The 26,048-nt window shown below is 42.7% G+C and carries 25 protein-coding genes; 10 read left to right on the top strand and 15 right to left on the bottom strand.

The annotated features are described in order from the left end of the window. Window positions 1–51: 51 nt before the first annotated feature. Entirely contained in the window at window positions 52–1,395 is a 1,344-nt protein-coding gene (locus ABFG93_RS11960) for a GntP family permease (protein ID WP_347548262.1), read from the bottom strand. A gap of 12 nt (window positions 1,396–1,407) precedes the next feature. Continuing rightward, on the bottom strand, window positions 1,408–2,307 hold the full coding sequence (gnd, locus tag ABFG93_RS11955; protein ID WP_347548261.1) for a phosphogluconate dehydrogenase (NAD(+)-dependent, decarboxylating): 900 nt from the start codon (window positions 2,305–2,307) through the stop codon (window positions 1,408–1,410). Window positions 2,308–2,460: 153 nt separating this feature from the next. On the opposite strand from gnd, the gene ABFG93_RS11950 reads away from it, so the two are divergent. Continuing rightward, window positions 2,461–3,318, top strand: a complete 858-nt coding sequence (locus ABFG93_RS11950) for a MurR/RpiR family transcriptional regulator (protein WP_347548260.1) — start codon at window positions 2,461–2,463, stop codon at window positions 3,316–3,318. A 285-nt stretch (window positions 3,319–3,603) separates the two neighbouring features. Here the strand turns inward: ABFG93_RS11950 and ABFG93_RS11945 are convergent, their stop codons facing one another. The 3 genes from ABFG93_RS11945 to ABFG93_RS11935 all read right to left on the bottom strand — a co-directional run bounded on the left by ABFG93_RS11945 (window position 3,604) and on the right by ABFG93_RS11935 (window position 6,970). Continuing rightward, a complete protein-coding gene (locus tag ABFG93_RS11945; protein ID WP_347548259.1) occupies window positions 3,604–3,921 on the bottom strand; it encodes a DUF1330 domain-containing protein in 318 nt (105 codons plus the stop codon). Next, the gene (locus ABFG93_RS11940) at window positions 3,893–6,163 is read right to left on the bottom strand and encodes a molybdopterin-dependent oxidoreductase (RefSeq protein ID WP_347548258.1); all 2,271 of its coding nucleotides are present in this window, start codon (window positions 6,161–6,163) and stop codon (window positions 3,893–3,895) included. Before ABFG93_RS11940 ends, ABFG93_RS11945 begins: the two co-directional genes overlap by 29 nt. Before the next feature lie 111 nt (window positions 6,164–6,274). Beyond that, window positions 6,275–6,970 carry a helix-turn-helix transcriptional regulator gene (locus ABFG93_RS11935; protein ID WP_347548257.1) on the bottom strand — a complete coding sequence of 232 codons (696 nt, stop codon included), beginning with the start codon at window positions 6,968–6,970 and terminating at the stop codon, window positions 6,275–6,277. A 135-nt stretch (window positions 6,971–7,105) separates the two neighbouring features. Between ABFG93_RS11935 and ABFG93_RS11930 the strand changes: the two genes are divergently transcribed. The 3 genes from ABFG93_RS11930 to ABFG93_RS11920 are packed head-to-tail and all read left to right on the top strand — an operon-like array spanning window position 7,106 to window position 10,775. Then, a complete protein-coding gene (locus ABFG93_RS11930) occupies window positions 7,106–7,996 on the top strand; it encodes a R2-like ligand-binding oxidase (RefSeq protein ID WP_347548256.1) in 891 nt (296 codons plus the stop codon). 19 nt (window positions 7,997–8,015) lie between these two features. After that, on the top strand, window positions 8,016–9,542 hold the full coding sequence (locus ABFG93_RS11925; protein ID WP_347548255.1) for an aldehyde dehydrogenase family protein: 1,527 nt from the start codon (window positions 8,016–8,018) through the stop codon (window positions 9,540–9,542). An 18-nt stretch (window positions 9,543–9,560) separates the two neighbouring features. Continuing rightward, window positions 9,561–10,775: an iron-containing alcohol dehydrogenase gene (locus tag ABFG93_RS11920; protein ID WP_347548254.1), complete on the top strand. Its 1,215-nt coding sequence runs from the start codon at window positions 9,561–9,563 to the stop codon at window positions 10,773–10,775. Window positions 10,776–10,809: 34 nt separating this feature from the next. Here the strand turns inward: ABFG93_RS11920 and ABFG93_RS11915 are convergent, their stop codons facing one another. Together ABFG93_RS11915 and ABFG93_RS11910 are read right to left on the bottom strand one after the other, a co-directional pair. Continuing rightward, on the bottom strand, window positions 10,810–11,457 hold the full coding sequence (locus ABFG93_RS11915) for an NAD(P)-dependent oxidoreductase (protein ID WP_347548253.1): 648 nt from the start codon (window positions 11,455–11,457) through the stop codon (window positions 10,810–10,812). Window positions 11,458–11,495: 38 nt separating this feature from the next. Further along, complete coding sequence (locus ABFG93_RS11910) at window positions 11,496–12,692, bottom strand: class I SAM-dependent rRNA methyltransferase (RefSeq protein ID WP_347552822.1); 1,197 nt, start codon at window positions 12,690–12,692, stop codon at window positions 11,496–11,498. Window positions 12,693–13,071: 379 nt separating this feature from the next. Here ABFG93_RS11910 and ABFG93_RS11905 point away from each other — a divergent pair, with 379 nt between their 5' ends. Beyond that, entirely contained in the window at window positions 13,072–13,914 is an 843-nt protein-coding gene (locus ABFG93_RS11905; RefSeq protein ID WP_347548252.1) for an MFS transporter, read from the top strand. Further along, window positions 13,892–14,311: an MFS transporter gene (locus tag ABFG93_RS11900; RefSeq protein ID WP_347548251.1), complete on the top strand. Its 420-nt coding sequence runs from the start codon at window positions 13,892–13,894 to the stop codon at window positions 14,309–14,311. The genes ABFG93_RS11905 and ABFG93_RS11900 overlap by 23 nt, the downstream gene beginning before the upstream one ends. A gap of 70 nt (window positions 14,312–14,381) precedes the next feature. Here ABFG93_RS11900 and ABFG93_RS11895 read toward each other — a convergent pair whose 3' ends face one another. From ABFG93_RS11895 to ABFG93_RS11885, 3 genes are all read right to left on the bottom strand, one after another. After that, the gene (locus ABFG93_RS11895) at window positions 14,382–15,428 is read right to left on the bottom strand and encodes a helix-turn-helix domain-containing protein (RefSeq protein ID WP_347548250.1); all 1,047 of its coding nucleotides are present in this window, start codon (window positions 15,426–15,428) and stop codon (window positions 14,382–14,384) included. Window positions 15,429–15,571: 143 nt separating this feature from the next. After that, entirely contained in the window at window positions 15,572–17,203 is a 1,632-nt protein-coding gene (locus ABFG93_RS11890; protein WP_347548249.1) for a hypothetical protein, read from the bottom strand. Further along, the gene (locus ABFG93_RS11885; protein ID WP_347548248.1) at window positions 17,200–17,994 is read right to left on the bottom strand and encodes an ABC transporter ATP-binding protein; all 795 of its coding nucleotides are present in this window, start codon (window positions 17,992–17,994) and stop codon (window positions 17,200–17,202) included. Before ABFG93_RS11885 ends, ABFG93_RS11890 begins: the two co-directional genes overlap by 4 nt. 322 nt (window positions 17,995–18,316) lie before the next feature. Between ABFG93_RS11885 and ABFG93_RS11880 the strand changes: the two genes are divergently transcribed. The 3 genes from ABFG93_RS11880 to ABFG93_RS11870 all read left to right on the top strand — a co-directional run bounded on the left by ABFG93_RS11880 (window position 18,317) and on the right by ABFG93_RS11870 (window position 20,978). Continuing rightward, window positions 18,317–18,571 (top strand): hypothetical protein, encoded by a 255-nt coding sequence (locus ABFG93_RS11880; protein ID WP_347548247.1) that lies wholly within the window; start codon window positions 18,317–18,319, stop codon window positions 18,569–18,571. Window positions 18,572–18,878: 307 nt separating this feature from the next. Continuing rightward, window positions 18,879–20,330 (top strand): phospholipase D family protein, encoded by a 1,452-nt coding sequence (locus tag ABFG93_RS11875; protein WP_347548246.1) that lies wholly within the window; start codon window positions 18,879–18,881, stop codon window positions 20,328–20,330. 279 nt (window positions 20,331–20,609) lie between these two features. Further along, a complete protein-coding gene (locus ABFG93_RS11870) occupies window positions 20,610–20,978 on the top strand; it encodes a VOC family protein (RefSeq protein WP_347548245.1) in 369 nt (122 codons plus the stop codon). A 138-nt stretch (window positions 20,979–21,116) separates the two neighbouring features. Here the strand turns inward: ABFG93_RS11870 and ABFG93_RS11865 are convergent, their stop codons facing one another. After that, window positions 21,117–21,347 (bottom strand): excisionase family DNA-binding protein, encoded by a 231-nt coding sequence (locus ABFG93_RS11865; protein WP_347548244.1) that lies wholly within the window; start codon window positions 21,345–21,347, stop codon window positions 21,117–21,119. Window positions 21,348–21,484: 137 nt separating this feature from the next. Here ABFG93_RS11865 and liaG point away from each other — a divergent pair, with 137 nt between their 5' ends. Beyond that, window positions 21,485–22,339 (top strand): LiaG family protein, encoded by an 855-nt coding sequence (gene liaG / locus ABFG93_RS11860; RefSeq protein WP_347548243.1) that lies wholly within the window; start codon window positions 21,485–21,487, stop codon window positions 22,337–22,339. 220 nt (window positions 22,340–22,559) lie between these two features. Here the strand turns inward: liaG and ABFG93_RS11855 are convergent, their stop codons facing one another. The 4 genes from ABFG93_RS11855 to nagA are packed head-to-tail and all read right to left on the bottom strand — an operon-like array spanning window position 22,560 to window position 25,990. Next, window positions 22,560–23,312: an SIS domain-containing protein gene (locus tag ABFG93_RS11855; protein WP_347548242.1), complete on the bottom strand. Its 753-nt coding sequence runs from the start codon at window positions 23,310–23,312 to the stop codon at window positions 22,560–22,562. Between the two features lie 21 nt (window positions 23,313–23,333). Next, window positions 23,334–24,056 carry a GntR family transcriptional regulator gene (locus ABFG93_RS11850; protein ID WP_347548241.1) on the bottom strand — a complete coding sequence of 241 codons (723 nt, stop codon included), beginning with the start codon at window positions 24,054–24,056 and terminating at the stop codon, window positions 23,334–23,336. 13 nt (window positions 24,057–24,069) lie between these two features. Further along, window positions 24,070–24,798: a glucosamine-6-phosphate deaminase gene (gene nagB / locus ABFG93_RS11845; RefSeq protein WP_347548240.1), complete on the bottom strand. Its 729-nt coding sequence runs from the start codon at window positions 24,796–24,798 to the stop codon at window positions 24,070–24,072. Between the two features lie 13 nt (window positions 24,799–24,811). Next, the gene (gene nagA / locus ABFG93_RS11840; protein WP_347548239.1) at window positions 24,812–25,990 is read right to left on the bottom strand and encodes an N-acetylglucosamine-6-phosphate deacetylase; all 1,179 of its coding nucleotides are present in this window, start codon (window positions 25,988–25,990) and stop codon (window positions 24,812–24,814) included. Between the last annotated feature and the right edge of the window lie 58 nt (window positions 25,991–26,048).

Below are 26,048 nucleotides of genomic sequence, written 5' to 3'. Positions count from 1 at the left end.
GCGAAAGAAGCGAACACCATGAAGATGTTCGCATCATTTTCTATCGTTAGCTTAGCTGATAAAGAAACTTAATACAAAGACAACCATAAATCCGACTACCCCTATTAACGTTTCCATGATGGTCCACGATTTCAGGGTATCTTTTTCACTCAAACCAAGGAACCTGTTCACAAGCCAGAAACCAGAATCGTTAACATGAGATAGAACGGTTGCACCGGCTGCAATGGCGATAACCATTAGTCCGAGTACCGGTCCTTCCATGTTCATGCTTGTGATTAACGGTGACATAAGACCTGCAGCGGTAACCATGGATACAGTTGCTGAACCTTGCGCGACACGAACTGCAGCAGCAATTAAGAAGGCCAGTAGAATTGGAGGTAGTGCAGATGACGCCATTTTATCTCCAAGTACTTCCCCAACACCTGAATCTATTAGAACTTGCTTAAATACACCGCCGGCTCCAGTTACAAGAATAATAATACCAGCAGGTTCAAGTGCTTTATTCGCAATCCCCTGAACGTCTTCCTTCGTATAACCCCGCATTGTACCAAGCAGAATGAACGCAAGAAGTGTTGCGATTGTTAGGGCAACAAACGGGTGGCCCATGAATGATAAGAATGCTCTCACATTGCTTCCTTCAGGTAGAATGACATCTGAAAGCGTGTTCAGCAGAATCAAAACAAGTGGGATAAGAATCAAACTTGTGACAAGAGCAAAACTAGGAAGCTCTTTGTCATACTCTTTCTTTTCAAGCTCCATATAGTCAGGAACTGTAACGTGAATTTTCTTTCCGATATAGCGACCAAACCACGGACCTGCAATAATCATTGATGGAATACCCGCAAGTGAACCGAATAGAATAACCCAGCCAAGATCAGCACCAATTAAATCAGCAACCGCGATTGGTCCTGGAGTTGGTGGAATAAAGCTGTGTGTTACAGCAAGACCAGCAAGAAGCGGGATCGCATAGTGTAAAAGTGATTTCCCTGTTTTCTTTGCAAGGCTATAAACCAGAGGTACGAGAATAATGAAGCCAACATCGAAGAATACAGGAATTGCAACAATGAAACCCGTTAAACCAAGTGCCCATTGTGCTCTGTCCTCACCGAATTTCTTAATGAGCGTTTGTGCAAGGCGCTCTGCCCCACCTGATACTTCAAGCATTTGACCAAACATAGCACCAAGTCCAACAACAACTGCAACGAAACCTAGTGTACCGCCCATACCAGCTGTAATCGATTCAATGACACCTTCAAGGGGCATACCAGCAGCGATACCAACTAGTAAACTGACAAGTAGTAAGGCTACAAATGCGTGCAGCTTTGTACGAATAACGAGAAATAGAAGGGCAAAAATGGCAAGCAACGCGATCAAAATTAACATATTTCCTGACATAAGATCTCCTCCTTAGTTTGCTTTTTCTGTTGCATGACCGCCGAATTCATTTCGAAGCGCAGCGACAACTTTTCCAGTAAATGTATCATCCTCAAGTGATCTGTAGCGCATCATTAGCGCTAGTGCAATGACCGGGGTAGCGGTTTGTAAATCCAGTGCTGTTTCTACAGTCCATTTTCCTTCTCCTGATGAATTCATAATACCGCGAATTTCATCAAGGTTAGCGTCCTTTGAGAACGCCTGCTCCGTAAGCTCCATGAGCCACGAACGAATAACAGAACCATTGTTCCAGACGCGCGCTACCTTCTCGTAATCGAAGTCGTATTCACTTTTGCTTAAAAGGTCAAATCCTTCTGCAATGGATTGCATCATGCCATATTCCACGCCATTATGTACCATTTTTAAGAAATGACCGCTTCCAGAAGGACCTGCATACAGGTAACCGTTTTCAACGCAAATATCTTTAAAGAGCGGTTCGATTGTTTCAAATACGGCCCCATCTCCGCCGATCATCGTACATGCTCCATTTCGCGCTCCGGATTTTCCACCGCTGGTTCCAACGTCAAAGAAAGAAATTTTCTTTTCTAATAGCTGCTCTGCTCTGCGTTTGGAGTCATTATAGTGAGAATTCCCACCGTCAATTACGATGTCACCGCTTTCAAGAAGGCCCGACAATTCAGTTGTAACGGCCTCTGTTATGTCTCCTGCAGGAACCATCATCCAGAGAATTCGTGGTGTTTCTAGTGCTTCAACCACTTCTTTAAGAGAATGCTTTCCATTAAATCCTTCGTCGTTCATTTTCTGAACCTGGTTGTCATTCGCATCATGCACAACTACATTATGTTCATGCTCCCGTAAGTTCAAAGCTAGGTTGTATCCCATTTTTCCAAGACCAATTAATCCTACATTCATATTAAAACTCCTCGCCCGGAAGAAATATTTTTTCCTACAACGTCATTATACATTAAATTTTTTTCATTTCAACCGCTTTCATGAAATCTATTTTCATATTCTTTGTAATCGGTTACAATAAGACAATCAGGGTTGATAGAGAGGAGAATAAACATGCCCCACAACGAAACCCGTCACTGCCTTCCGAGAATCCGCTCTTCTTATTCACAATTCAGTGAAAAAGAAAGACAGGTTGCCGATTACATTCTGGATCATTCTAATAAAATCATCCACAGCACGATTAACCAGGTTGCAGAAGACCTTAATGTAGCCGATGCTACTGTCTTTCGATTTTGTAAGCGAATCGGTTTTAAAGGATTTCAGGCGATGAAAATTGCACTTGCAGCAGAAATTGTAAATCCGATCCAGGATATTCATGAAACCATATCAGAATCCGATTCAACGAAGGAAGTTGCGGAGAAAGTGATTCGCTCTAACATTCGCACGCTTGAGGATACATTACACATTCTTGATGACAGGACTATTGCTCAGGCTGTTAACGCTTTAATGCAGGCAGATCATATTGAATTCTATGGCAATGGTGGATCAGGAATCATTGCGATGGATGCACAGCATAAATTCATCCGTACGGGGCTACGAACAACCGCTTATAGTGATGCCCACCTTCAAATGATGTCAGCTTCGCAGTTATCGAAGAATGACACAGCGGTTCTTATCTCCCATTCAGGCACAAATAAAGATATTTTGAGGGTAGCAGATATCGCCAGAGAGACCGGGGCCACCATTATCGGCATCACGAATCTAGCAACCTCACCTTTAAGTAAAAAAGTTGATATCCCTCTCTATACTGTTTCACAAGAAACTGAGTTTCGGTCAGAGGCACTTGCCTCTAGAATTGCTCAATTGAGTATTGTTGATGCGCTCCATGTGAATATCATGATTGCACGAAAAGAAAAATCGCAGCGTTCGCTTCAGCGTATGCGTGAAGCCATTTCTACAAAACGCATCTAACCAAACACACAGCAAAAAGTCCGCCATTACAGGCGGACTTTTTCATTTACGCTTCAATAAGCACAAGAGAAGACAGTAAAAGGCTATAAAAGTACAGGACGTGTATCAAGGGGAACAAAGTCTACTAATATAAAAATGCTTGATTCTTTTACTCTACCTTCTAGTGTGGACCTGATAAACCGGGTCAGTCTTTATTTCCTGTGTGTGGAACCCATGTGTTTTTATGATTTGAATTGTGCACCAACGAAGTAAACGGTTATCGTCTCATGTTGGATCGAGTTATTTCTATTTTAAAACGGGCTTAAGATCTTCTAACTTCTCAAAAAGATGCCAGATAAAATCATCAACCCCGAGCTCACGATGCGGGTGCAAACCCTCAAGATCCGGATCACTTATATATTTGTAAATTCCTTCTTTCGATTCCCACTCCACAAGCATCATCACCTGTCTTGGAGGGATATCCCCTTCAGGCGATGAGTCCAGCTTGCCAATTGCGATGACTTTACCGCCATATTTACGAACTGGTTCTTCTGCCCTTCTCGCATATTCCGCATATTCTTCTCCATTTTTTACATTAAACAAATTCAGAGCGTACATCGCCATGCTCATTCCTCCCCTGCTTTGCTTTCCTTACCACGATTGGAATTCCATTTAGCACTGCCGTTCCCGACACAGCATCCAACCGTTTCTCATAGCTTAAGAGATTTGTATTTACACCTTCATTTTCTTTTGCAATCGACATTTTCGTCCCCTTAAGGTTATGCCCGTATCCATGTGGAATACTTCCTACACCTGGCATAATGTCATCTGTTAACTCCACCGTCACTTCAAGACGGCCTGCTTCTGATTCCACTTCCGCAAGCTCCCCGTCTTTTAAATGAAATCTATTTCCATCTGATGGATGAAGCAATAGCGTGCAGCGGTCCCTTCCTTTCATTAGCACTGGCAAATTGTGCATCCAAGAGTTGTTGGACCGTAAGTTTCTTCTTCCGATTAACATCATTTCCGCCTGATGTCCTAATTCATCCTTAAGTCTCTCAACATCCTTTACGATCAGTTCAGGTGCCAGCTCAATTTTACCCGTATGAGTGAGAAGCACTTCAGGAATTCGAGAATGCAATGGTCCTAAATCAAGACCATGGAGGTTCTCTTCTAATTTTGACAGGCTTAATCCGTCTTGCTTCTTAAAATGATCACCATATGGACCTGTTCTAAGCATATAATCCAGCATTCGCTCTGGACCTGCTCTCTTCTGAAGAGCAGCCATGAGCTCTTCAGGCTTACGTCCAAATAGGGGCGACTGCTCATTCTTTACATCTTTATTAATTAAAAATTGAATCGTCGCGGCATCAAATTGAGTAACCGCATTGTCCTCTGGCTCCTTCTCACCAATTAATGAGGCCAGCTTCAACAATATTTCCCACTCATCAAGTTGCCCTTCCTCTTTCTCAAACACCGGAGCTGAATAATGCGAAATGTTCCGCACTGAAAGCTGATAGAATGAAAGGTCGTAATGTGACCGTTCCAGTGGTGTTGGAGCAGGGAGGATCACATTGGCATTTCGAGTAGTTTCATTCAGATAGCAGTCGACGCTTACCATGAAATCGAGGTTCTCAACCGCCTTTTGTAAGCGTTCGCTATTTGGCGTTGATAATACTGGATTACCCGCAACGGTTACAAACGCACGGACCTGTCCCTCCCCTGGGGTGTCCATTTCCTCGGCCAGACATGCGACTGGAAGCTCCCCAAGAACCTCAGGCATACCACTTACTCTGCTTTTAAAGCGCCCGAATCTGTAACCTTTCTTTCTGGACTTCGTTCCTCCTGCAGCTGGTGTGGTGAACATCACACCGCCTTCACGATCAAGATTTCCAGTCACGAGATTAATGACATCAATCAGCCAGCTATTCACCGTTCCGAACGATTGAGTACAAGTACCCATGCGTCCATAGACAGCTGCACACGTGGCAGAAGCAATATCTCTTGCTATAGAACGAATCGTTTCCGCTTCTACACCACATACAGGCGCTGTCTTTTCAGGTGGAAATTCTTTTGCCAGTTCTTTTACGTCTTCAAGTCCGTTTAGATGATCCGCCAAATAACTTTCCTTTGCTATTCTTTCGTCAAATAAGGTGTAGAGTAAACTAAATAGAAAATATCCATCCGTACCTGGTTTGATGAAATGGTGCTCATCTGCTACTTTTGCGGTAGCCGTACGAACTGGATCGACGACTACAAGGCGCCCCCCGCGTTTCTGTAAAGCCTTGAGTCTCCCTCTCATGTTAGGACCTGTCATTAAACTACCGTTTGATACGACTGGATTCGCCCCGATTACTAGAAAATACTGAGTACGGTCCACATCTGGAATTGGAATACTAAAATCACTTCCATACATAAACTCTGCAGCCAGCTGCTTTGGAATCTGATCAACAGTACTCGCTGAATATTGATTTCGACTACCAAGCGCACGCAGAAAAAGTGGTAAGTACAGCATCCCCGATAAATTATGAACATTGGGGTTACCAAGATAGACAGCTACCGCGTCTTTCCCATGTGCTTCAATCACACTACGTAACCCTTTACGCACTTCGTTAAAAGCCTCTTCCCAGCTCACCGTAAACCACTCTATACCTTTTCGGATCATAGGCTCTCGAATGCGATCAGGATCATGATGAAGTTCTTTCAAACTAAATCCTTTAGGACATAGATATCCCTTACTAAACGGATCCTCTTTGTCACCCTGAATATGTGTAACCTCATCGTCTACTGTATGAATTTCAAGACCGCACGTCGCCTCGCAAAGTGGACATGTCCGGTAATGAACGTTTTTAGCGCTAGGTGTCATGTATTCCCTCCTCCATTTCGATTAGATACCAACTGGTTAGTATTATAAGTTTACTGAAAATTTAGTATTTATTCAAGGGGTTTTAAACGGGACACCACGTGCAGCTGCATGCTAATGAATCCATTTTTCTCTCAATGCTTTTGCAACGGCCTCTGCTCGATGGTTAGCATTCAATTTCCGAAGCGCCGAGCTGATATAATCCCGAGCTGTAAAATCGCTTATTCGTAATAGACGAGCAATTTCTTTCGTGCTGTTTCCATCTGCTGCATGCTGAAGAACTTCTGTTTCTCTAGGGCTTAACGGATTGGGGGACAGTGAGGTGGCAGGAAGCAAATAAGCGAGCGCCTGTTGAAAATAAAACATCACATCATCTATTAATCCTTGATGAATCGTAACTCCTTCTTCCTTTTCATCAATTAGAACACAGCCAATCGCGATGCGTTCAACACTTAAAGGAATAATTAAAACAGATGTTAAATCAAAGGCTCCGATGTATTCTTCGGGGAAGAGCTGATGATGCTGATCCATCATCAACAGAGCAGGTTTGTTAGTTAGTAGTGCGCGCTGAATAGGTGGAATACGCCTAACATCTTCACGTATCGCATTCATAGAGAATACTCCGCTACTATCAACACGGAGAATACCTTCTCCAATGCCAGTAAAATAAGAAAAGGTAAACATACTGGCCCGCATGAATGGAAAATGAGAAAGACACTGTTGAATCATTACTTCACAACGGCGGATCGGATCTTTGACCTCCAGAATTCGATGGAAAGATCGTATCCACGTTTCCTCATGCATCGACATGATTCACCCCTATCTTTTCAGGAATCGAACTTATAGATAAAACTCGTTACACTAATTATGTAAGCGCTTTCTATGATCTCACTTTTATTATAGAAGCTGCCCAATTAAATCGCAAGCGATGAAAGGTGGTCTTAAATGCGGAACGAAATGATAACAACAAGTGAACGGGGACTTCAGGAGGATTCTCTTCCATTTCGACTCTACCAAAAAGCCAAAAAATTTGGCGGTTGGGATCCGAGAGAGATTGATTTTACTCAGGATGTGAAAGATTGGCAGTTTCTAACTGGAGATCAGCAGGAGGAGATCCTGAGACTGATTTCGCAATTCCAGGCTGGCGAAGAAGCCGTCACGCTTGATCTTCTCCCTTTAATCATGGTGATTGCAAAAGAAGGAAGAATCGAAGAAGAGATGTACTTAACAACTTTTCTTTTCGAAGAGGCCAAACATACCGAGTTTTTCAGGGTTTTCTTGAATGAAATTGGCCAAACAGGTGATCTATCACGCTTCCATTCTGACACGTATCGCACCATTTTCTATTCTATTTTACCGGAGGCTATGGGCAAGCTGCAGCATGATCATTCGCCGGAAGCACTTGCTGAAGCTTCCACCGTCTACAATATGTTTGTTGAGGGTGTACTTGCTGAAACAGGCTATTTTTCTTTCTATGAATCATTGGAGAAGGCTGAGATTATGCCCGGCTTAATGAAAGGGATAGGGCTGTTAAAAAGAGATGAATCCCGTCACATCGGCTATGGCACATTTTTGCTACAGCGTTTAATCGCAGAACGCCCTCCCCTGTTTGATCTTGTTCAAGAAAAAATGAATCAGCTCGCTCCTCTCGCTCAAAAGCTTACACAGGAAGGGATGGGTGGAAATACGCATAATGCCTTCGGGAATACGCTAGATGCAACGATGGCCTTTTCCATGAAGCAGCTATCTGTACGCATGGATATTCTTGCACGTGCAAAAGGAAAGAACGTAACCGAGATTAACCGAACATCTGAAGCTGATGTCGGCGTTATGTAAAGCCAAAGGAGGAAGAACTATGTCAGTTAACGTAGAAATCAAATCGTTCCCGCTTTTCATTAACGGAGAATGGTCTCCGTCAGATGGCAATCGTACGTTTGATGTTATGAACCCAGCCACAGGTGATGTCATTGCTAAAGTAGCGAGCGGAACAGCAAGGGATGTTGACCGTGCTGTAGAAGCAGCCACAAAAGCATTTGAAAATGAGGAGTGGCGTGAAATGGCGCCGAAAGAACGTTCTAAAATCCTCTATGCCATCGCTCAAAAGATCATGGAAAATGCTGAAGAGCTAGTCGGCCTAGAAGCACTCTCTTCAGGTGGTACGGTTAGAAGATTAGGATCAAATGATATCATTCAAATGGTTGACTTATTCCAGACTCTAGGTAAATTTGTACTTGATTACACGTATTCAGAAACCCTTCCATCTCCTCCATTTCCCGGTCCTGCTCATAACTTTATCTGGCGTGAACCAATCGGCGTATGTGCCGCCATTACACCATGGAACATGCCAATGTTAATCGCTACATGGAAAATCGCACCGGCACTTGCTATGGGTAATACGATCGTTATCAAGCCAGCGAGCTATACACCGCTCACGACACTTCGCCTGGCTGAAATCATCTCTGAAGTGGTACCTCCCGGCGTTATTAATGTTATTACAGGGAGCGGAAAAGAAGTCGGGGAGTCCCTCGCAACACATCCTAAAGTAGATAAAATTGCATTTACCGGTTCTACTGAAGTTGGCCGTCACATTATGAGCCTTGCCTCTGCAACCGTTAAGAATACAACGCTTGAGCTCGGTGGAAAATCACCTTCTATCATACTAGAAGATGCGGACCTTTCACTCGCGCTTCCTGGCAGTCTATTCGGCGTCTTTCTTCATTCGGGACAGCTGTGTGAATCGGGAACGAGGCTGTTTGTTCCTGATAAACTGTATGACCAGGTAATCGAAGGACTGAAAGAACTTTCAGAGAAGCTCATACTCGGAAACCCGATTGACCCTGCAACCGACATGGGGCCCGTGGTGTCAGCCACTCAAAAAGAAACAATTTTATCGTACATCGAGAAAGGAAAACAGGAAGGAGCTCGTCTTATTTGCGGAGGGCATGAGGTGAAGGTCGAGGGCTGTGAGAAAGGGCATTTTATCGCCCCTACGATTTTTGCCGATGTGACGAACGACATGACGATCGCAAAAGAGGAAATCTTCGGCCCTGTTCTATCTGTCATCCGCTATAGTGATGTGGATGATGCCATACGTATGGCTAATGACACGATCTACGGGCTTGCTGCAGGCGTATGGACAGCTGATGTGAATAAAGCGTACAAAGTTGTTCGTAAACTTCGCGCTGGCGTAGTTTGGATCAATGACTGGCATATGCTTAGAAACGATGCTCCGTTTGGAGGATACAAGCAGAGCGGTATTGGCAGAGAAATGGGCAGGCACTCCCTTGATGCGTATACGCAGGTCAAGCATGTCCACACGTCGATGGTTCCTGAAGCCGAGCGAAGAACATGGTACAGTCTTCTCTTTTCAAATCAATCTTAATATTGGAGGTCGAGCAGAATGTCGTTAACTTATTCCCAATATATGCTTCGGACTGCGATTCATAGTGGCGCAGGTACACGTGCACTTGTTCCAGATCTGTTCAGAGGACTTCAGGCGAAGCGTGTCGTCTTGTTCAGCGATCGTGGTCTCGAACAAGCTGGTATTGTTGAGAAAATCAAAGAATTATTTGCCCTAACACCGCATGGGACCGGCCCAGAACTTGCCGGTGTCTATCTAGATATCAAGCAGGATGCAGGAAGCAAGGATGTCAATGCAGCGCTAAGGTATGCTCGAGAAGTAAGCGCGGACGGGCTACTCGCAGTTGGTGGTGGAAGCGTGATGGACACCGTAAAAGGGGTTAAATATGCTCTCCATCACGGAATAACAGACATTAAGGAAGCCATTCCTGGTGGACTTCTTTATTTATCCTGGCCTGAAGCAACCTATATGCCAATTCCACACATCTCTATTCCAACGACAGCGGGTACAGGGTCAGAAGTTTCCCCCATCGCCGTTATTTACAATGAAGATCTCAAAATGAAGACAAATATCATTCATCCTTTCATTAACGCAGATATGGCGATTTTAGATCCTGAACTGACGACGGGGCTGCCTGCGAAAATCACAGCGTTCACTGGCTTTGATGCGCTCACTCATGCGATCGAAGCCCTCGCCTCGCCAGCAGCAACGGCACTTACGGATGCGTATGCTCTGCAGTCAATTCGCCTTATTGAAACGCACCTCCCAACTGCAGTGAAGCAGGGAGACAATTTAATCGCTCGCATGGAAATGTTACAGGCCAGTATGATGGGTATCACAGCGTTTAGCTTTGCTCTTAACGCCATCCCTGTACACAATTTTGCACATGCTTATGGTGCACTATTCCGAATTCCGCACGGTCTCGCTAATGCTGTTTTTCTACCTGTTGTAATGGAAATAATTCCGAACCTGTATTTGCCAAAAGTAAAGGAGCTTGCTGAGGCGCTTCATCTAGAGACAGCAGGCAAGGAAAGTGATGCCTTACTGCAGAACGTTATTCATAAAATAAAGGAAATGCAGCAAGAGGCCGGTCTCCCGGCTGACTTCAAAGAATACAACATCAGACCGGAAGCGCTGGATGCAACAGTTGCAGCAGTACAAATGGACCCTGCAGCGCTCAATTATCCACTAGCTTCTGAATTAATCAAAGCAGTTGGAGAGCGGGTTATTCATACTCAGAAAGTCTCTGTATAAACGAAAGAACCGTGAAGCCATTCACGGTTCTTTCTTAGTTAGCAAGTCCAATTGATTCTCGAATATAAAGGTGATTAGAAACGGTCTTCAGCATAAAGTCTGCGACATCTTCTCTAGAGATGCGTCGTCCACCTCTTGGAACCCCGCTTCTTGCCTTCCGATAGTCACCTGTTCGCCCGTCATTCGTCAATCCCATAGGACGGATCACAGTCCAGTCTGTCTCACTTGCTTCAAGCAGATCCGCTGCTCTCTGGTGATCAGCCAGGACATTTTGTAGCAGCTTTCCAGCGATAAATCCAGTAATACCAGGGATTTCTTTGTTTATGCCTGCGGAAGCCATATAGACGATGCGCTTTACTTCATGAATACTCATCGCATCCAGAATATTCGTCGTCATCGTCGAAAGAGCAGTAGTCTTTCCAAGGCCATTCGCACCAAGACAGGATATAACGGCGTCAAAATCGGAAGTTATCGCCTGTTTAACATCAGCAGACTGCATCGCATCCCCAATCTCAACATTCAGATCTTTATGGGATGTCTTAAGCTTTGAAGAGGTTCGAACGAAAGCTGTTACGGTATGCCCTGCAGCAAGGGCCAGTCTTACAAACGCATTACCAGTTCCGCCAGTAGCTCCAAATATGATCAGATTCATGGTTATGACCTCTCCCTTTGTAAACACCATCTTATATCCCCCTTAATCCCAACGGACGAGGTTATAAGCTACTTTACTTTTTTAATGAAAACAACCTTCAAATAATTCCCTTCACGAAATTCCTTTATCGTTCGGAAATCTTCAGGAAGTGTAAAGTCTTCAAGCAGCTGATACTTTCCGTTCGTTTCTTTAAAGGCCTGATCTACAAAGCCTTTAAATTTCTTCATATCATAACCGCTGAAGTTCGTTGAAGCAACAATGATGCCATTGTCCGCTGTTACAGAAATGGCGTCTTTAAGAAGGTCCTTATAATCTTTTGCAGCGCTGAATGTATGTTTCTTAGAGCGTGCAAAGCTAGGCGGATCTAGAATCACCATGTCGAATAAGAGGTTCTTTTTAACCGCATACTTGAAGTATTTGAAGACGTCCATCACTAGGATATTTTGTTCCTCATAGTCAATTCCGTTCACGCTAAATTGCTCAATCGTTTTGTTCAGACTTCGATTAGCAAGGTCAACACTTGTAGTCATTGTAGCACCACCCTCAACAGCAAATACTGAAAAAGCACCTGTGTAGGAGAAGGTATTTAAGACGGTTTTACCTCTAGCGTATTGATCACGAATTAATTTACGGACTGGTCGTTGATCAAGGAAAACCCCCACCATCGCACCTTCGTTTAAATACACGGCAAACTTCACGCCATTCTCTTTCACGATCAGCGGGAACTCCCCGCGCTCCCCTGCTACAAAATCATCATCTTCCACGTACTGACCTTTTGCATCAAACCGTTTTTTCTCATAGATGCCTTTAAAATCCGCAAGACGTTTAAGAGCCTCGACAACCTCATTTTTAAATGAATAAACACCTTCACTGTACCAATTAATCAGGTAATAGCCATCAAAATAATCGATGGTTAAGCCTCCAAGGTGATCCCCTTCACCATTCACCACTCGAAACGCCGTTGTATTCGAGTCTTCAAAGAAAGAAGTGCGATAATGAAGTGCTTTTTGAATCCTTTTTACAAAAAACTCCTGATCAATCGATTCGTTCTCATTCTGCGTAAGAACCCAACCGTATCCTTTGTTTTGCCTGCCGAAGTAGCCTCTTCCAATAAAATGTCCCTGCTCATCTTCTAGTCGAAGAATCGTCCCTTCCTCTTTCAAGCGATTTGTATCAAGAATCGCTTCCTTAAAAATAAGCGGATACCCATTTTCAAATTTCTTTTTATGCTTTGAATGAACCTGCACGCTTAGTTCGTTACTCATCATGTCATCCTAACTGTTCGTGTTTTTAATTCTGCTTGCATTATATCACGTTCACCTACCCCTTCATAAAAGTGGGGCTTCCGTCAGATAGTATTCGTATCTTCTGAACTAATCGGGATAAATGTTTCTTGCACATCAAAAACTAATGGATGAAAGGTGGTGAAACCTGTTGAAAACGAAAACAGGTACAGATATTGAGACAGTGAAACGCCTAAATGCGAACTCAGGTCTAACATATAATCAGGCAAAAGAATTACTCGCACGTAAAATGAAGAAAAAAAAAGGTTAGCTTGTCGAGACCGTTGAAAGAGACGAATCAAGTCCTTATCGTATACAATAAGCTGGTGCTATTCGATTTAAAAGCATCAGGAGGGTTTTAATGAGCGACAAAACAACATCGAGCTATTTTCGGACCATTCTTCTTTTAAGCGTAGCTGTGTGGCTTGTTGTCATGAATACAACAATGTTTAATGTAGCACTACCAAATGTTTTAACTGAGTTTAACCTTAGCCCAGCTGACGGAGCATGGATTGTGTCAGGCTATTCGATTATCCTGGCGATCTTCACAATTACGTATACCCGTCTGTCTGATTATCTTCCTATAAGACGCCTCTTAATTGCAGGAATTATTATATTCGGCCTGGGATCCGTTCTCGGATTCTTTGCTACAACGTTTCCGATCCTGCTTGCTGCCCGACTTCTTCAAGCAAGCGGAGCAGCTGCTATCCCAGGACTATCAATGGTGTTTGCGGGAAGATTTATTCCATTCGCTAGACGCGGTCGTGCGATGGCGTTGATTACGTCAGCTTCATCACTTGGTTTTGGACTTGGACCAGTTGTTGGTGGTATTGTGACTGAATACCTCGACTGGAATTATCTTTTCACCGTTACACTATTTGTGGTCTTACTTATTCCGATTCTATTTCGACGTCTACCTGCCGAAAAAGTTCGTAAAGGAAAGTTAGACTTACTAGGTGCACTGTTAACAGGTGCAACGGTAACTAGCTTTCTGCTTTATATCTCAACGTTTAACTGGCTTTTCTTAGCGCTTGGGATCATTGTTGGATGCCTCCTCTGGCTGCGAGTCACGAGGACAGAGGTCCCTTTTATTCAGCCATCTCTTTTCAGAAATAAAGAGTATCGACAGTTGCTTTACATGAGTTATTTAGGATTTACGACTCATTTTGCAATTTTTGCTCATGCCGCTTATGTTACAAAATGAGTATGGTAAAGAACCATCCGTTGTAGGGTATATTATTTTCCCTGGTGCCATGCTCTCGGCAGTCGCGGCGATCTATGTTGGAAGACTGTTAGATCGATATGGGAACATGAAAGTTATCTACCTTGCTCACGGCCTCCTACTTCTTTCAACGGTGATCTTTTATTTCTTATCACCACTGAATGAGTACATGATTATGATTGGATATATGTTCACAAGTTTCGGCTTTTCAAGTCTTTCTTCGAGTACGACAAACGAAGTATCCCGGATTCTCCCATCCGAACAAGTTGCAACAGGTATTGGAATGAAACAGCTCACCCAATTCGTAGGGAGTGCCTCCGGTGCTGTAGCAGGAGGCATTTCTGCAGGGGTGATGTATTTATACGCTAGAAACGGATAATTCTTATGCAAAACCTCCCTGCTCTATAAGCGGGGAGGTTTTCACATGCAGTTCCTTCATGATGCTCTAACTAAAACAATTTCCCAATAAACGTAAGTTCTTCGACTTCCTTAGCATCTTCGGCTCCATCCAGAATGCGTTGAACGTCATTTAATAATTCCGTTAGTCTAACCATTTCGCCTTTCTGTCCGGTGAACGCTTCTGCAACGTAAAATGGTTGACTTAAATATGCTTCAAGACGCTCTCCCCGTTTATACGTTTGAACTTCTGTAGAAGGTAAGGATTGAAAACCACTTACATTTACTAGAGAGCGTAATTCACGATATCGGCGTAGCAGTTTTCGTGCCTTTTGTTGGAGGGTTAAATGTGTTTGATCTAGCTGTGCTCCTTCAAGAACTGTTGATGTTGAATAAATGGGATTTACGGCCGGGTACAGATGCCTTACCGCAAGGTCTGAATCAAATTGCCAGAGCGTTTCAAGGGGACCATAAGGAAAATCATCGTCCATGGCTTCACCTTTTAAATCAACGAGTAACGTGGTTAGTGATTGAATACCTTCCTCTTCCAACCTCTCTTGAAGTTGAAAAATCTCTCCAGATACGACGTTTGAACGGTCAGCACCTAAGAGAATATCCTGCTTTATCCCGTGAATTGCTGCTTGATCGTAGACTTCATCGGCCGTTTCGCATACTACGTCCACTTCTTCAAAAAGATCATTTAGTTCAGGATGCTCCCCTTCAGGTTTCAGAAGGATTGTCGTATAACCTTGCTTTCTCATTCGGTGAAACATTTCAGCCAGGACGACAAGCTGTCCCATCCCCGGTCTTGCAACAAGTCCTACCGTTCCACCCTTAGCAAGCGGTGCAAAAAGATCAAACAGCTTCACTCCAGATTCAATCATTTCAAATCGCTCCCCTCTGATTAGCAAATCATCCAGTCGACAGTCAGCAAGTGTCGCAAGTGCAGATAGCGTTCTCACTTCCGCTCGTCCAATAGGAATCTTTCCAGTACACAGATTCGAAACAGTTGCAGGTCTTAACCCAACTGACTTTGCAGCAGTTGTCAGATTCGGTACCCTGCGCCTTAACAATGCAACATCTAGCTTAAGATCTTCCATTTAACCCCTCCTATAATTTAATAGTAATTTAAATTACGTTAAAAAGCAATTTAATATTACTTTCGAGAACAAAAAAAATTACAGAATAAAAAAGCCCTTCACTTCTACGAAGGACTCCATTCGACATAATGCGGTGGTGCCTGTCACCACCCGGTTCTTAGGCCTTTCTTCCAGATTAATGGGACGATTGCAGCGAGTATTGCTAAATAAGCCCAGCTCCCAAATGGAACTTTAGTTACTAAGTAATGGATACCACCAAACACAGGAATCAGTAGCGCAAACGGGATCGTTTTCCAACCATCACTTTGACCTGCAGATTCAAAAGGCTCTGAGAAAGGAAGGGTTCCTTTCAACATCCTAAAGCAGATCACACTGTATAAAAGAGTGATGAATAGTACTATCACTAAATCCGGAATAATTGTTACCCCAAACAGGAAAGTATAGATTGTGCTAATTAGTAAGAATACCGGTGCATAAAGGCGCAGAAGAAAAGCTTTTAATGTTCCCTTTATTATAATCCCGGTGTTGCTAATCGGAGTCACTTGATATATCCATGCACCTTTACTCTTACTGGAGTATTGAAGCATAATGACGATTCCTGGAATCATCATCATTGCAGCATAGATGGTTAAATACGAACGCCCTGAAGTAAGGGCTTCAAAGGACTGGCCGGCAGAATAATTATTGTATAGAAAAACAAATGGGAAAATGACCGCAAATCCAAGCGAGGGATAAATTTTAAGCTTGAGATCGCGTTCGTTTTTCAGCATTCTTTCCGCAAATTGATAAAAGGCATGCTCTTCTCTGCTTTTTGTTACAAGCGAAGCAAGTCGTTCCATTCCTTTAAATGATTTCCGTTTAGAAGGGCCGGTCTGATCGATTAATTTGAGCAGGTTTTTTTCAAAAGCAGGCAATAATGTAATGTACGTAAACAGCGAAATAATTGGTACTAAAATGGCAAGTGCAATGAACAGATAGTAATACGCTCCACCTGCTCCGTTAAGAACAACTGCGAACGGTGCCCCAAACCAGACTGGCGGTAACAGAAGGCTCCACCATGCAGTTGAAAAGCTTGTTTCTAACCCCTGGAATTCGAACGCACGAGCGAGTACCTGATATCCAATCACGATCGTAATCGATAACCCAATTTGAACATAATTAATAATATCCCTTAATCGCTCACCGCCAAAGAATTTCAGGATCACGTAATAAAGGAGCGCTGTAATAGCGACGATAAACAAATCACTGAAAAACACAGTTACGATAAACAATAGTCCAAACATGATGCCATGTCTAACCGTACCAGCGATCAGCGGAACACTGACAATGGCTCCCGTTAAGAAAAATAAATAAATGGTAATGTGCATCGCTCTTGCAGCACTTATTGTTCGACTATCTACAGGCCTGGTCCCAATCACCGTTTGATCACGAACATCGAGTAATACAGAAGAGAAATCCGAGATCATGGCGGTCATGATAAGAAACATTACAACACCAAAGATCAGACTCATCTGGAACATAAAATTGTCACCAATAAACAGAATCGGAATCAGCGTTAATCCAATCAGTGCATAGAACCAGAGTGATTTAAGAAATTGGTTCGAATCTTTCTTTTTCTCGCTCCCCATGTTCTGACTCATAATCGTTGTAGGCCGTCTTCCGTCCATCGTTAACTTCACCTGGAGAATCCGACGCATAATCGGATAATTAATATCAAACCGCTCGAACAATAACTTAAATAAATCAAGTACTTTTAACGTCTGGAATTTCTTCATACGTTATCACATTGCACAATCCGTACAAAATCCTCTGCTAGATTATGATGTTCGTTAAAGCCCGTTAGCTGATTAAAAATTTCTTCAAGCGATCCTTCTTTGTTTTTCTGGCGCAGCTGTTCAAAGCTTCCATCCGCTACAATTTTGCCATCGTTCAATAATAAGATACGGCTGCTGATTTTCTGGACAACTTCCATAATGTGAGAAGAGTAAAAAATCGTTTTCCCCTGCGCAGCAAGCTGCGCAAGAATTTCTTTAAACACCATAACACTATTTGCATCAAGTCCATTAATCGGCTCATCGAGAAATAAAATATCTGGATCATGTAGTAAACTAGAAATCAAAAGAACCTTTTGCTTCATTCCTTTCGAATACGATGAAATACGAGATTCATAAACTTCTTCAAGATCAAACACCCTCATTAGTTGTCTTGCTTTATAATCTGCTGCATCTGCACTAAGCCCGTATAGTTCCCCAGTAAAAGTCAGGTATTCTCGAGCCGATAAATTATCATAGAGATCAGCTGACTCCGGTACATACCCAATTTTCCGCTTATACTCTACCCCGTTCTCTTTAATATTTTGCCCGAAAATCTCTACCTCACCAGTATAAAACGCTTCTAGTCCAAGCATAATCTTAACCGTCGTACTCTTCCCCGCTCCATTCGGACCGATATAACCAATAATTTGTCCCTCATAAACATCCAAATCAATATTATCCAGAACAAGCTTCTCCCCATACCACTTCGTCAATCCCTTCAACGACAAAACCTTTTTCGGCCCATGTTCCATCCAATCACCCTCCACATATGTATTTTCCTACCATATTCTACGAACCTAATAAAAAAAAGTTTCAGTTGGAAAAGCGAAGAAGAGCGTTTAGAAACGCAGCTATTGGAACTCGTGAACTGGAACACGTTTTTGGTGTTCCTGTGAAAGAGTGAAATAGCAAAGTTTCTGCGAGTCGCAGCTGGATCTCAGGAAAAGCGGAAGTGGCCGTTTAGACCCGTCAGGCACTGGAGGCATTCAATTTTAATACGTTCTGTGTGTTCGAGTTGGATGGTGAAGTGACAGAGGGTCTGGCCACTGCAGCTAGATCTCACGAAAGGCGGAAGTGGCACGTTTAAATCCGCAGGCTGTTGGAGCCCATGAAGATGAGACGCTTTTTGTCTCAACTGAAGGGGCGAAACAGACGAAGGATTTGGCCACTGCAGCTAGACACGAAAAGCGAAGACGAGCGTTTAGAAACGCAGCTATTGGAACTCGTGAACTGGAACACGTTCTTTGTGTCAGCGTCTTGGATCCCCTGTTCCCGCTCTTCTCAGAGAAGCCACTGCAAGGTCTGCACAGAATAAATAATCGCGAATAACGGTTTCGAGATGCTGATCAAGTTCTTCACTCGACAGTTGCATCTACTGTTTTTCATAGATTAAATCTGCGTGAATTAGGAGACTATGTTGAGGAGAAAAAAGTATTCCACAACAATAGATCAGGTTTTATTAAATGTGGATAAAAGATATACTCTTTATCGAGCGGGAGGAGTAAAACAGCCTCATTTTCCGCTGAAGTTTTCTTATTTCGTTAGGGGTTAACTCGCTATAAAACACATCCAAGTAAGGGATACTTTTTTACCAATAGGGTATAGAAGAGAAAATAGAGTTTGAGGGGCACGTGACATGCAGAAGAAATGGTACCGAAAAAAGCGATGGATTGCCTTATTAATTTTTCTAATTATTTATGTAGGGGTTCTCACCTATCATCGCTTCAAGCCTTTACCAGAAGGCGTTTCATATGCAGGAGAGGTTTACAACCTGAATGATAAGGACATCGAATTCCTCTATGACCTTACTTATGATCAGAATGGGAAAGAAATATACGATCACTCAATCTTTGACGAGGTTAATCAAACAATTAAAGAAGCTGATGACTTTCTAATCCTCGATCTATTCATGTTTAACGGTTATACAAATGAAAAGCGTGACTATCCGCAGATTAGTGAAAACTTAGCGAATGCAGTTGTACAAACGATGAAAGAGAAGCCAGATTTAAAAGTGGTTTTAATCAGCGACGAAGTGAACACTACATATGGCTCGCACACAGCGAAACAGATTAAGTCAATTGAAAAAATGGGTGCAGAAGTAGTTTATACTGATTTGAATCGACTGCGTGATCCAAATTTATTTTATTCTGGGCTCTGGCGCATGACTCTCACATGGTTTGGTCAGGATGGAATCGGATGGCTACCCAATCCAATGGCACCGACAGCACCAAGTGTTACAGCAAGATCTTACCTTAAACTCCTAAATATTAAGGCAAATCACCGAAAAACCATAACAACAGAAGATGCAGGTATCATTATGTCTGCCAACCCACATGATGCAAGTGGATTTCATTCAAATATTGCTTTTAAGGTAAAAGGAACAATTCTTAATGATCTTGTTCGATCAGAAAAAGCAGTAGCAGCTTATTCAGGCGGGGACTTATCACAATTTCCAGAAACACCACTATCAGATGGAGCGTCAGACAAAACAGCTGAAATCAAGGCGCAAATTGTTACTGAAAGTAAAATCCAGGATAGTGTTGTAACTGCAATCGATGATGCTAAGAATGGTGACATGATTTATGTTGGCATGTTTTATTTGGCGGATCGAGATATTGTCGACGCTCTCGTAGATGCAACTGAACGAGATATTGATGTCCGTCTAGTGCTCGATCCGAACCAGAATGCGTTCGGACATGAGAAAATAGGGCTTCCCAACCTCCCTGTTACAGCAGAACTTGCCAAACAAGGAAACGAGCATCTCACCATTCGTTGGTATGACACGAATAAAGAGCAATTTCACACGAAGCTTTTATACGTGAAAGGAAAGCAGGAAAGCACTATTGTTGGCGGATCAGGAAACTATACATCAAGGAACATGGATGACTATAACATGGAAAGCAATATTCACTTTAAAGCACCAAATGATAGTGAGATCGTTCAGAACGTAGATGACTACTTTGAGCGAATCTGGACAAATAAAGATGGCGTGTATACAGTTGAATACGAGGAGTATCAGAATACTCTTCCAGCTTTTAAATACGTGATGTATATTCTTCAGAAGCTCTTCCAGGTCACTACCTATTAATGAATTGACGCCATAGACCAAGAAAAACCCCCGGAGCAATGCTCCGGGGGTTTCTTGTCTTATCTGGTTCTACGTTTATTACGCATTTTTTTCACTAGTGGATAAATAATTGGACCGTACTTAAATGCTTTTTTAATTAGGCGTCTCATAAAAGGGATACCCTCCTTCGATAGTTAATGTATTCCCGATTTCTACTTTCCTAAACGATAATAAAAGGGAATCCCATATAAAGAAGCGAAATAGAAGGTTAAGTATATTTTTAGGAGGACTATCCCTTTTATGATTAAACAGGTGAGCCAGATTGGAATTCCGGTTAAAAAAATGGAACGAGCTGTTCAATTCTACAAAGAATTATTAGAGCTTCAGCTTTTATTCGAAACGGATCATATGGCATTTTTCGACTGTAATGGACTCCGTCTTTTGCTCAGTCTTCCAGAGAAAGAAGCATTTGCTCATGCAAGTTCAGTCGTTTATTTTGATGTTGGTGACATCAATAAAGCTTATACTCGCCTCATTAAAGACGGTGTATCGTTCATTAGCAAACCACATATTGTCGCAAAAATGGGTGAAACAGAGACGTGGATGGCATTTTTCCAGGATAGCGAGCAAAATACGCATGCCATCACGAGCGAAGTGCTCGTTAAGTAAGAAAGGATGCCTTCTCCGGCATCCTTTCTTTGTATTTTAAGAACGTTTAACTTTTTTAAAGGATTAAGTTATAACAAAACTAATGATTTCGCCATTAAGAACTTGTTGATATTCCAAGTTTTTCTAACATCGCTCCCTTTAATCCTCGTCCTTTACGTCTGGATCTTCAGGGATTGGCTCATTCATTTCTTCTTCCAATCGCTTCTTCATCTTTTCAAGCTCTTCGAAATGGGTATTGAACTGCTCTTTGTAAAGCAAATGCTGTTCACCATCGAATATCGTTCGCACGCGGTTTTCACGTATTAGCGTCTCGATATAAGATTCCGGCAGCGATAAATATTCAGCTGTTTCTTTAATAGTGAGGTACATTTTCTTGCCTCCATCATCGTAGAATTAAGTCTCAAGTCTTATTTGAAATTACTGCTCAGGCTGATGTCTCCACCTCTTGATTCAGTATAAGATTACCATAGAGTTCAGCATAACTACGAAAATGTGGAGGGAACGGAATGAAAAGTGGATTTCCAGTCATTGTCGGGTTGCTAGCAATTGGAGCTATTTTGTTAATTTTATACGAAAACACGTCACTATTTGCAAGCGGAAGTGAAGAAAACAGCATTGAAGTAACAGAGCGGATTGATACGGTAAGTATTAATACCCATAGTAGCGACATGAACATAGTTCCAGAGTCGAGAAGTGATGTGAAAGCATCGTTAAATGGCAGAGGAGAACTTTCTGTTAGAAAGAAAGGCGATACAATCGAAGTGGAAGTAAAGAAGAAATGGTATGAGCTATTCGATTTCAATGAAGAATCTGATGTAAAAGTCTATGTTCCAGAAAACTTCGACCGTGGACTTAAGCTTGAAGTCGGTTCAGGGAATGTGACGCTTGATGGAGGTTCAGATCCTTTTGTTCTCGATGAAGTGGATATAGACATGAGTTCTGGTGATGTTAAGCTTTCCAATTTAGAGACGAAACAATTTGAACACAACGGCTCTTCTGGACGACTGACGATTGATCAGCTCAAGACAGAGGAAGGAAGCTTTGATATTAGTTCAGGCGATGTTGTGCTAAGGGGATATAAAGGCCCTCTCGATGGAGAAATGTCCTCCGGGGAAATGAATGTTCAAATGGATAAATTAACAGGTGATGTCTCTTTTGATTTAAGCTCAGGCGACGTTGAACTGGACCTTCCAGATGATGCTGATTTTACGCTTGATACAGAAGCGAGCAGCGGAGATATATCAACAAGCTTCACACTTAAAGAGCAGTCAATTACCAACAACGGAATTTCAGGCGTTCACGGATCTGGTAAACATAAAGTAAGCATTTCTCTTTCAAGTGGAAATGCGCAGGTCTATTAAGACCTTGATCACTGCACTCATGGAAGCCTATTGGATTCTTAATCGAAGGACTTACCTATATTATTGCCGGGGGAATTATTGTTGCGGCATTTATGAAAGTAACGGTTAAGGTAGAACCTGAGGAAACAGAGTTAAAAGGATTGGCTAAATTCAAAGCGGATTGGGTTGAGGACTGGGTCCCGTTCAAAACGTTTCTATCTAAACTTACAGCTCCCCTTCTTTATGAATGGGGAGCTGTTTTCCCTAACATCGGAATTCGGTCTTTATAACGCTGAATGAGAGTTTCATTTGCTTCATCAGATCCATCAACATTACCACTCTTAAAAACGGGCGGTTCAAATCCTCGTTCAATCATCACTTGGATGGCTTCCACAAATACAGTGTTCATGATTGTCATGCCTACAACTGTTGAAGTAGAGCCAAACGTCAATTGACTTTCTTCATGGCGCATGACGGCATCTCCTGGTTCAACGTGGTTATCAAGAACAAGATCAACAGCATCATACAGGTAAAGTCCGTCCTCATGACGTGAAGGTTGACCGAGTGAAGCCTGACGGGACGTTAATCCGATCACAAACGCACCTTTCTTCTTACCATAAAGTGCCGCATCTACTGGTACTGGATTCCTTCCTGAAGTAGAGACGACAATCATAACATCGCCGTTCTGGATATCCTGATCATTCATAAATGAAGCAGCAAAGCCATTTGTTCGTTCAAACATCGAAGAACGTGTACCGCCTTTATGAAGCATTAAGTCCTCCACAAGAATAGGGTGAACCGGCACAAGACCTCCAGCACGATAGAAAACTTCTTCAGCCATCATATGGGAATGTCCGCATCCAAATACATGAACAATGCTTCCATTTGCTATACTGTCAGCAATTTTTTCTGCTGCAAGGGTGATGGCTTTATGTTCCTTCTCCTTAATATCGTTCAGGGCTTTCTCAATACTTCCAAAATAGTTTACCAGCAAGTAAGCACCTCCACATTCAGGTTATCGTTTAAGCGTAATCATAAATTTATACCGGTCAGCACGATATGATGATTTGACAATTTCAAGCGGAGTGCCGTCCTCAAGGCGAGTATTTCTTTGAATTAAAAGGATCGGTGCCCCCTTCTTAATATCAAGGTACTCTGCTTCTTGTTGTGTTGCTACGGAAGACTCAAGAACCTGTGTCGCTTCATCAATTCTGATAGCTAACTGATTTTCAATATGGTGATACAACGAATGCTGAACTGTTTTTTCTGTCAGTCCCTTAACAAGATTCGCTGAAATGTATGTTTTCTCAAGAGCCATTGGAATACCGTCTGCCAATCTAATCCGTTTGATTTCATAAACTGGTGCATGCTCCTGAATATTCAACTGTTCAGAAATATAAGGTGGAGCAGGTACCACTTCAAATCCAACAAGACGGCTGCTTGGCTCCATGCCTCGTGATTTCATATCCTCTGTAAAACTCGTTAACCCCATTAGCTGCTGTTCGATTTTCTTCTCAGCTACAAAAGTACCGACCCCTTTTTGCCGATACAAATAACCCGAATTTACAAGCTCAGTTATCGCTTGGCGAACCGTCATTCGGCTAATGCTAAACGTTTCAGCATACTCTCTTTCTGAAGGGAGCGAATCACCTGGCTTTAATTCTCCTCTTTCAATTAACCCTTTTATCCATTCAACGAGCTGATGATAGATTGGTAACGGGGAAGTCTTATCGATCATCGGATAACTCCTTTCAGCGCACACCTGATAACGCATTTTTGTCAGCAATAATTGTAACATGAGGATGCATCTTTAACACCGAGGCAGGAAACGATTCACGCACTTCCCCGTTTACGAGCTCCTTCAGTGCCTCACTCTTTGATTCACCTGATACTAGCAAGAGGATTTCTCTACTTCTCATAATCGTTGCAATTCCCATTGTAACCGCTTCATGAGGAACTTCCTCCAAATGGCTAAAAAAGCGAGCGTTAGCTTCGCGTGTTGACTGTGCTAGCTCAACAATATGCGTGTTGACCTCAAATGATGTACCAGGTTCGTTAAATCCGATGTGTCCATTGCTACCCATTCCAAGAAGCTGAAGGTCAATGCCCCCCGAGTTCTCAATTTGCTCTTCATAGCATTTGCACTCTTCTACAAGGTCTAAGGCGACCCCATTCGGAAGATGAATATTCTCCTTCGTGACATCCAGCTTACCAAATAAGTTTTCATACATAAATGTATGGTAGCTGTTCGGATGATCGGGAGAAAATCCAACATACTCATCCAGGTTGAAAGACGTAATATTCCTATAAGAAGTACCGTTCTCCCGATGATCTTTCACAAGGCGGTCATAAGTCCCTTTAGGTGTGCCGCCTGTTGCAAGACCAAGAACAATGTATGGCTGTGTGCGAATTTTATTTAGTAAATAATCAGCTGCTAGTTCACTCATGTGCTGATAACTCGTTGCTTCCATTACTCTCATCTCATTCACTCCCCTATTTGGAATATGCAAGCTCGCCTTTGCAAAATGTCATAACAACTTCCCCTGCCTCATCAAGAACAATAAGATCAGCATCTTTTCCTTCAGCTAGACTTCCTTTTCGATCAAACACGCCAAGCTGTTTTGCTGGATTTTCCGCTGCCATCTTAATCGCATTCTCAAGTGTGCAGCCCGTAAACTTCTGAATATTAGTCAAAGCATGATTCATTTTCAATACGCTTCCTGCCAGCGTTCCATTAGCTAATAGTGCCTTACCACCTTCAACATGAACATCTTGCCCACCTAAATCATACTGCCCATTCTTCAAACACTTTGCTCGCATGGCATCTGTAATCAACACGATACCTCGATCCGTTTTCTGCTGATAAGCTAACGCAAGCATCTCAGGTCTAACGTGATAACCATCTGCTATGACTTCTGCTTTGAGATGATTACTCAAAAGCGCTGCACCCGCAACACCAGGTTCACGATGATGAAGGCCCCTCATCCCATTAAAGAGATGTGTGACGTGAGACGCCCCATTTTGAACTGCTTCCATGACCTGCTCGTATGTTGCATCAGAATGGCCAATTGACGCCACAATCCCTTTGTTTGATAAATAGCGAACTATTTCAAGACCTCCGTCTTTTTCGGGAGCTAATGTGACAAGCTTAATCGCTCCTCCTGCCATTTTATTCCATTTTTCAAACAGAGTAACATCTGGATCTAAAATCGCGTGGGGAGGCTGTGCACCTGCGCGCTTGCTGTTCAGAAATGGACCCTCTAAATGGATACCAAGAACCTCAGCTCGTCCACTTTGTTGCTTCTCTTGTATATACTCTCCAGCGTTTTTAATCGCTTTTTCAATAGCTGGCGCATCCTGAGTAATCGTTGTTGCAAGAAAGCTAGTTGTCCCTTCTTTTGGTAGCGCTTCAGTCATCACGTCCAGCGCTTCTATCGTCGCATCCATCGTATCGGCTCCATTTACACCATGGATATGAACATCAATCATGCCAGGGAGTAAGCTTACCTTTCCGGATAAGGTATAAACCGTCTCATTATCCTTTGCCACTCGCTCACTGAAGTGACCTATTCTGTCAATTTGACCGTTCTTCACTTCAATATAACCATTTAATATCGTTTCTTGCGCGGCATACACCGTTATATTTTCAATGACAAACCTGTTATCGCCCATTGTTTTAACTCCTTTACACGAATCTTATTACTTGAATAGTACCACTGATAAGTACAGT

Origin of the sequence: Pseudalkalibacillus hwajinpoensis (genome assembly GCF_039851965.1) — a bacterium.
In the GTDB taxonomy this organism is placed as follows: domain Bacteria; phylum Bacillota; class Bacilli; order Bacillales; family Guptibacillaceae; genus Guptibacillus; species Guptibacillus hwajinpoensis_E.
The sequence above is the reverse complement of the archived record's forward strand: the minus strand, read 5'-3'. Positions and strand labels throughout refer to the sequence as shown.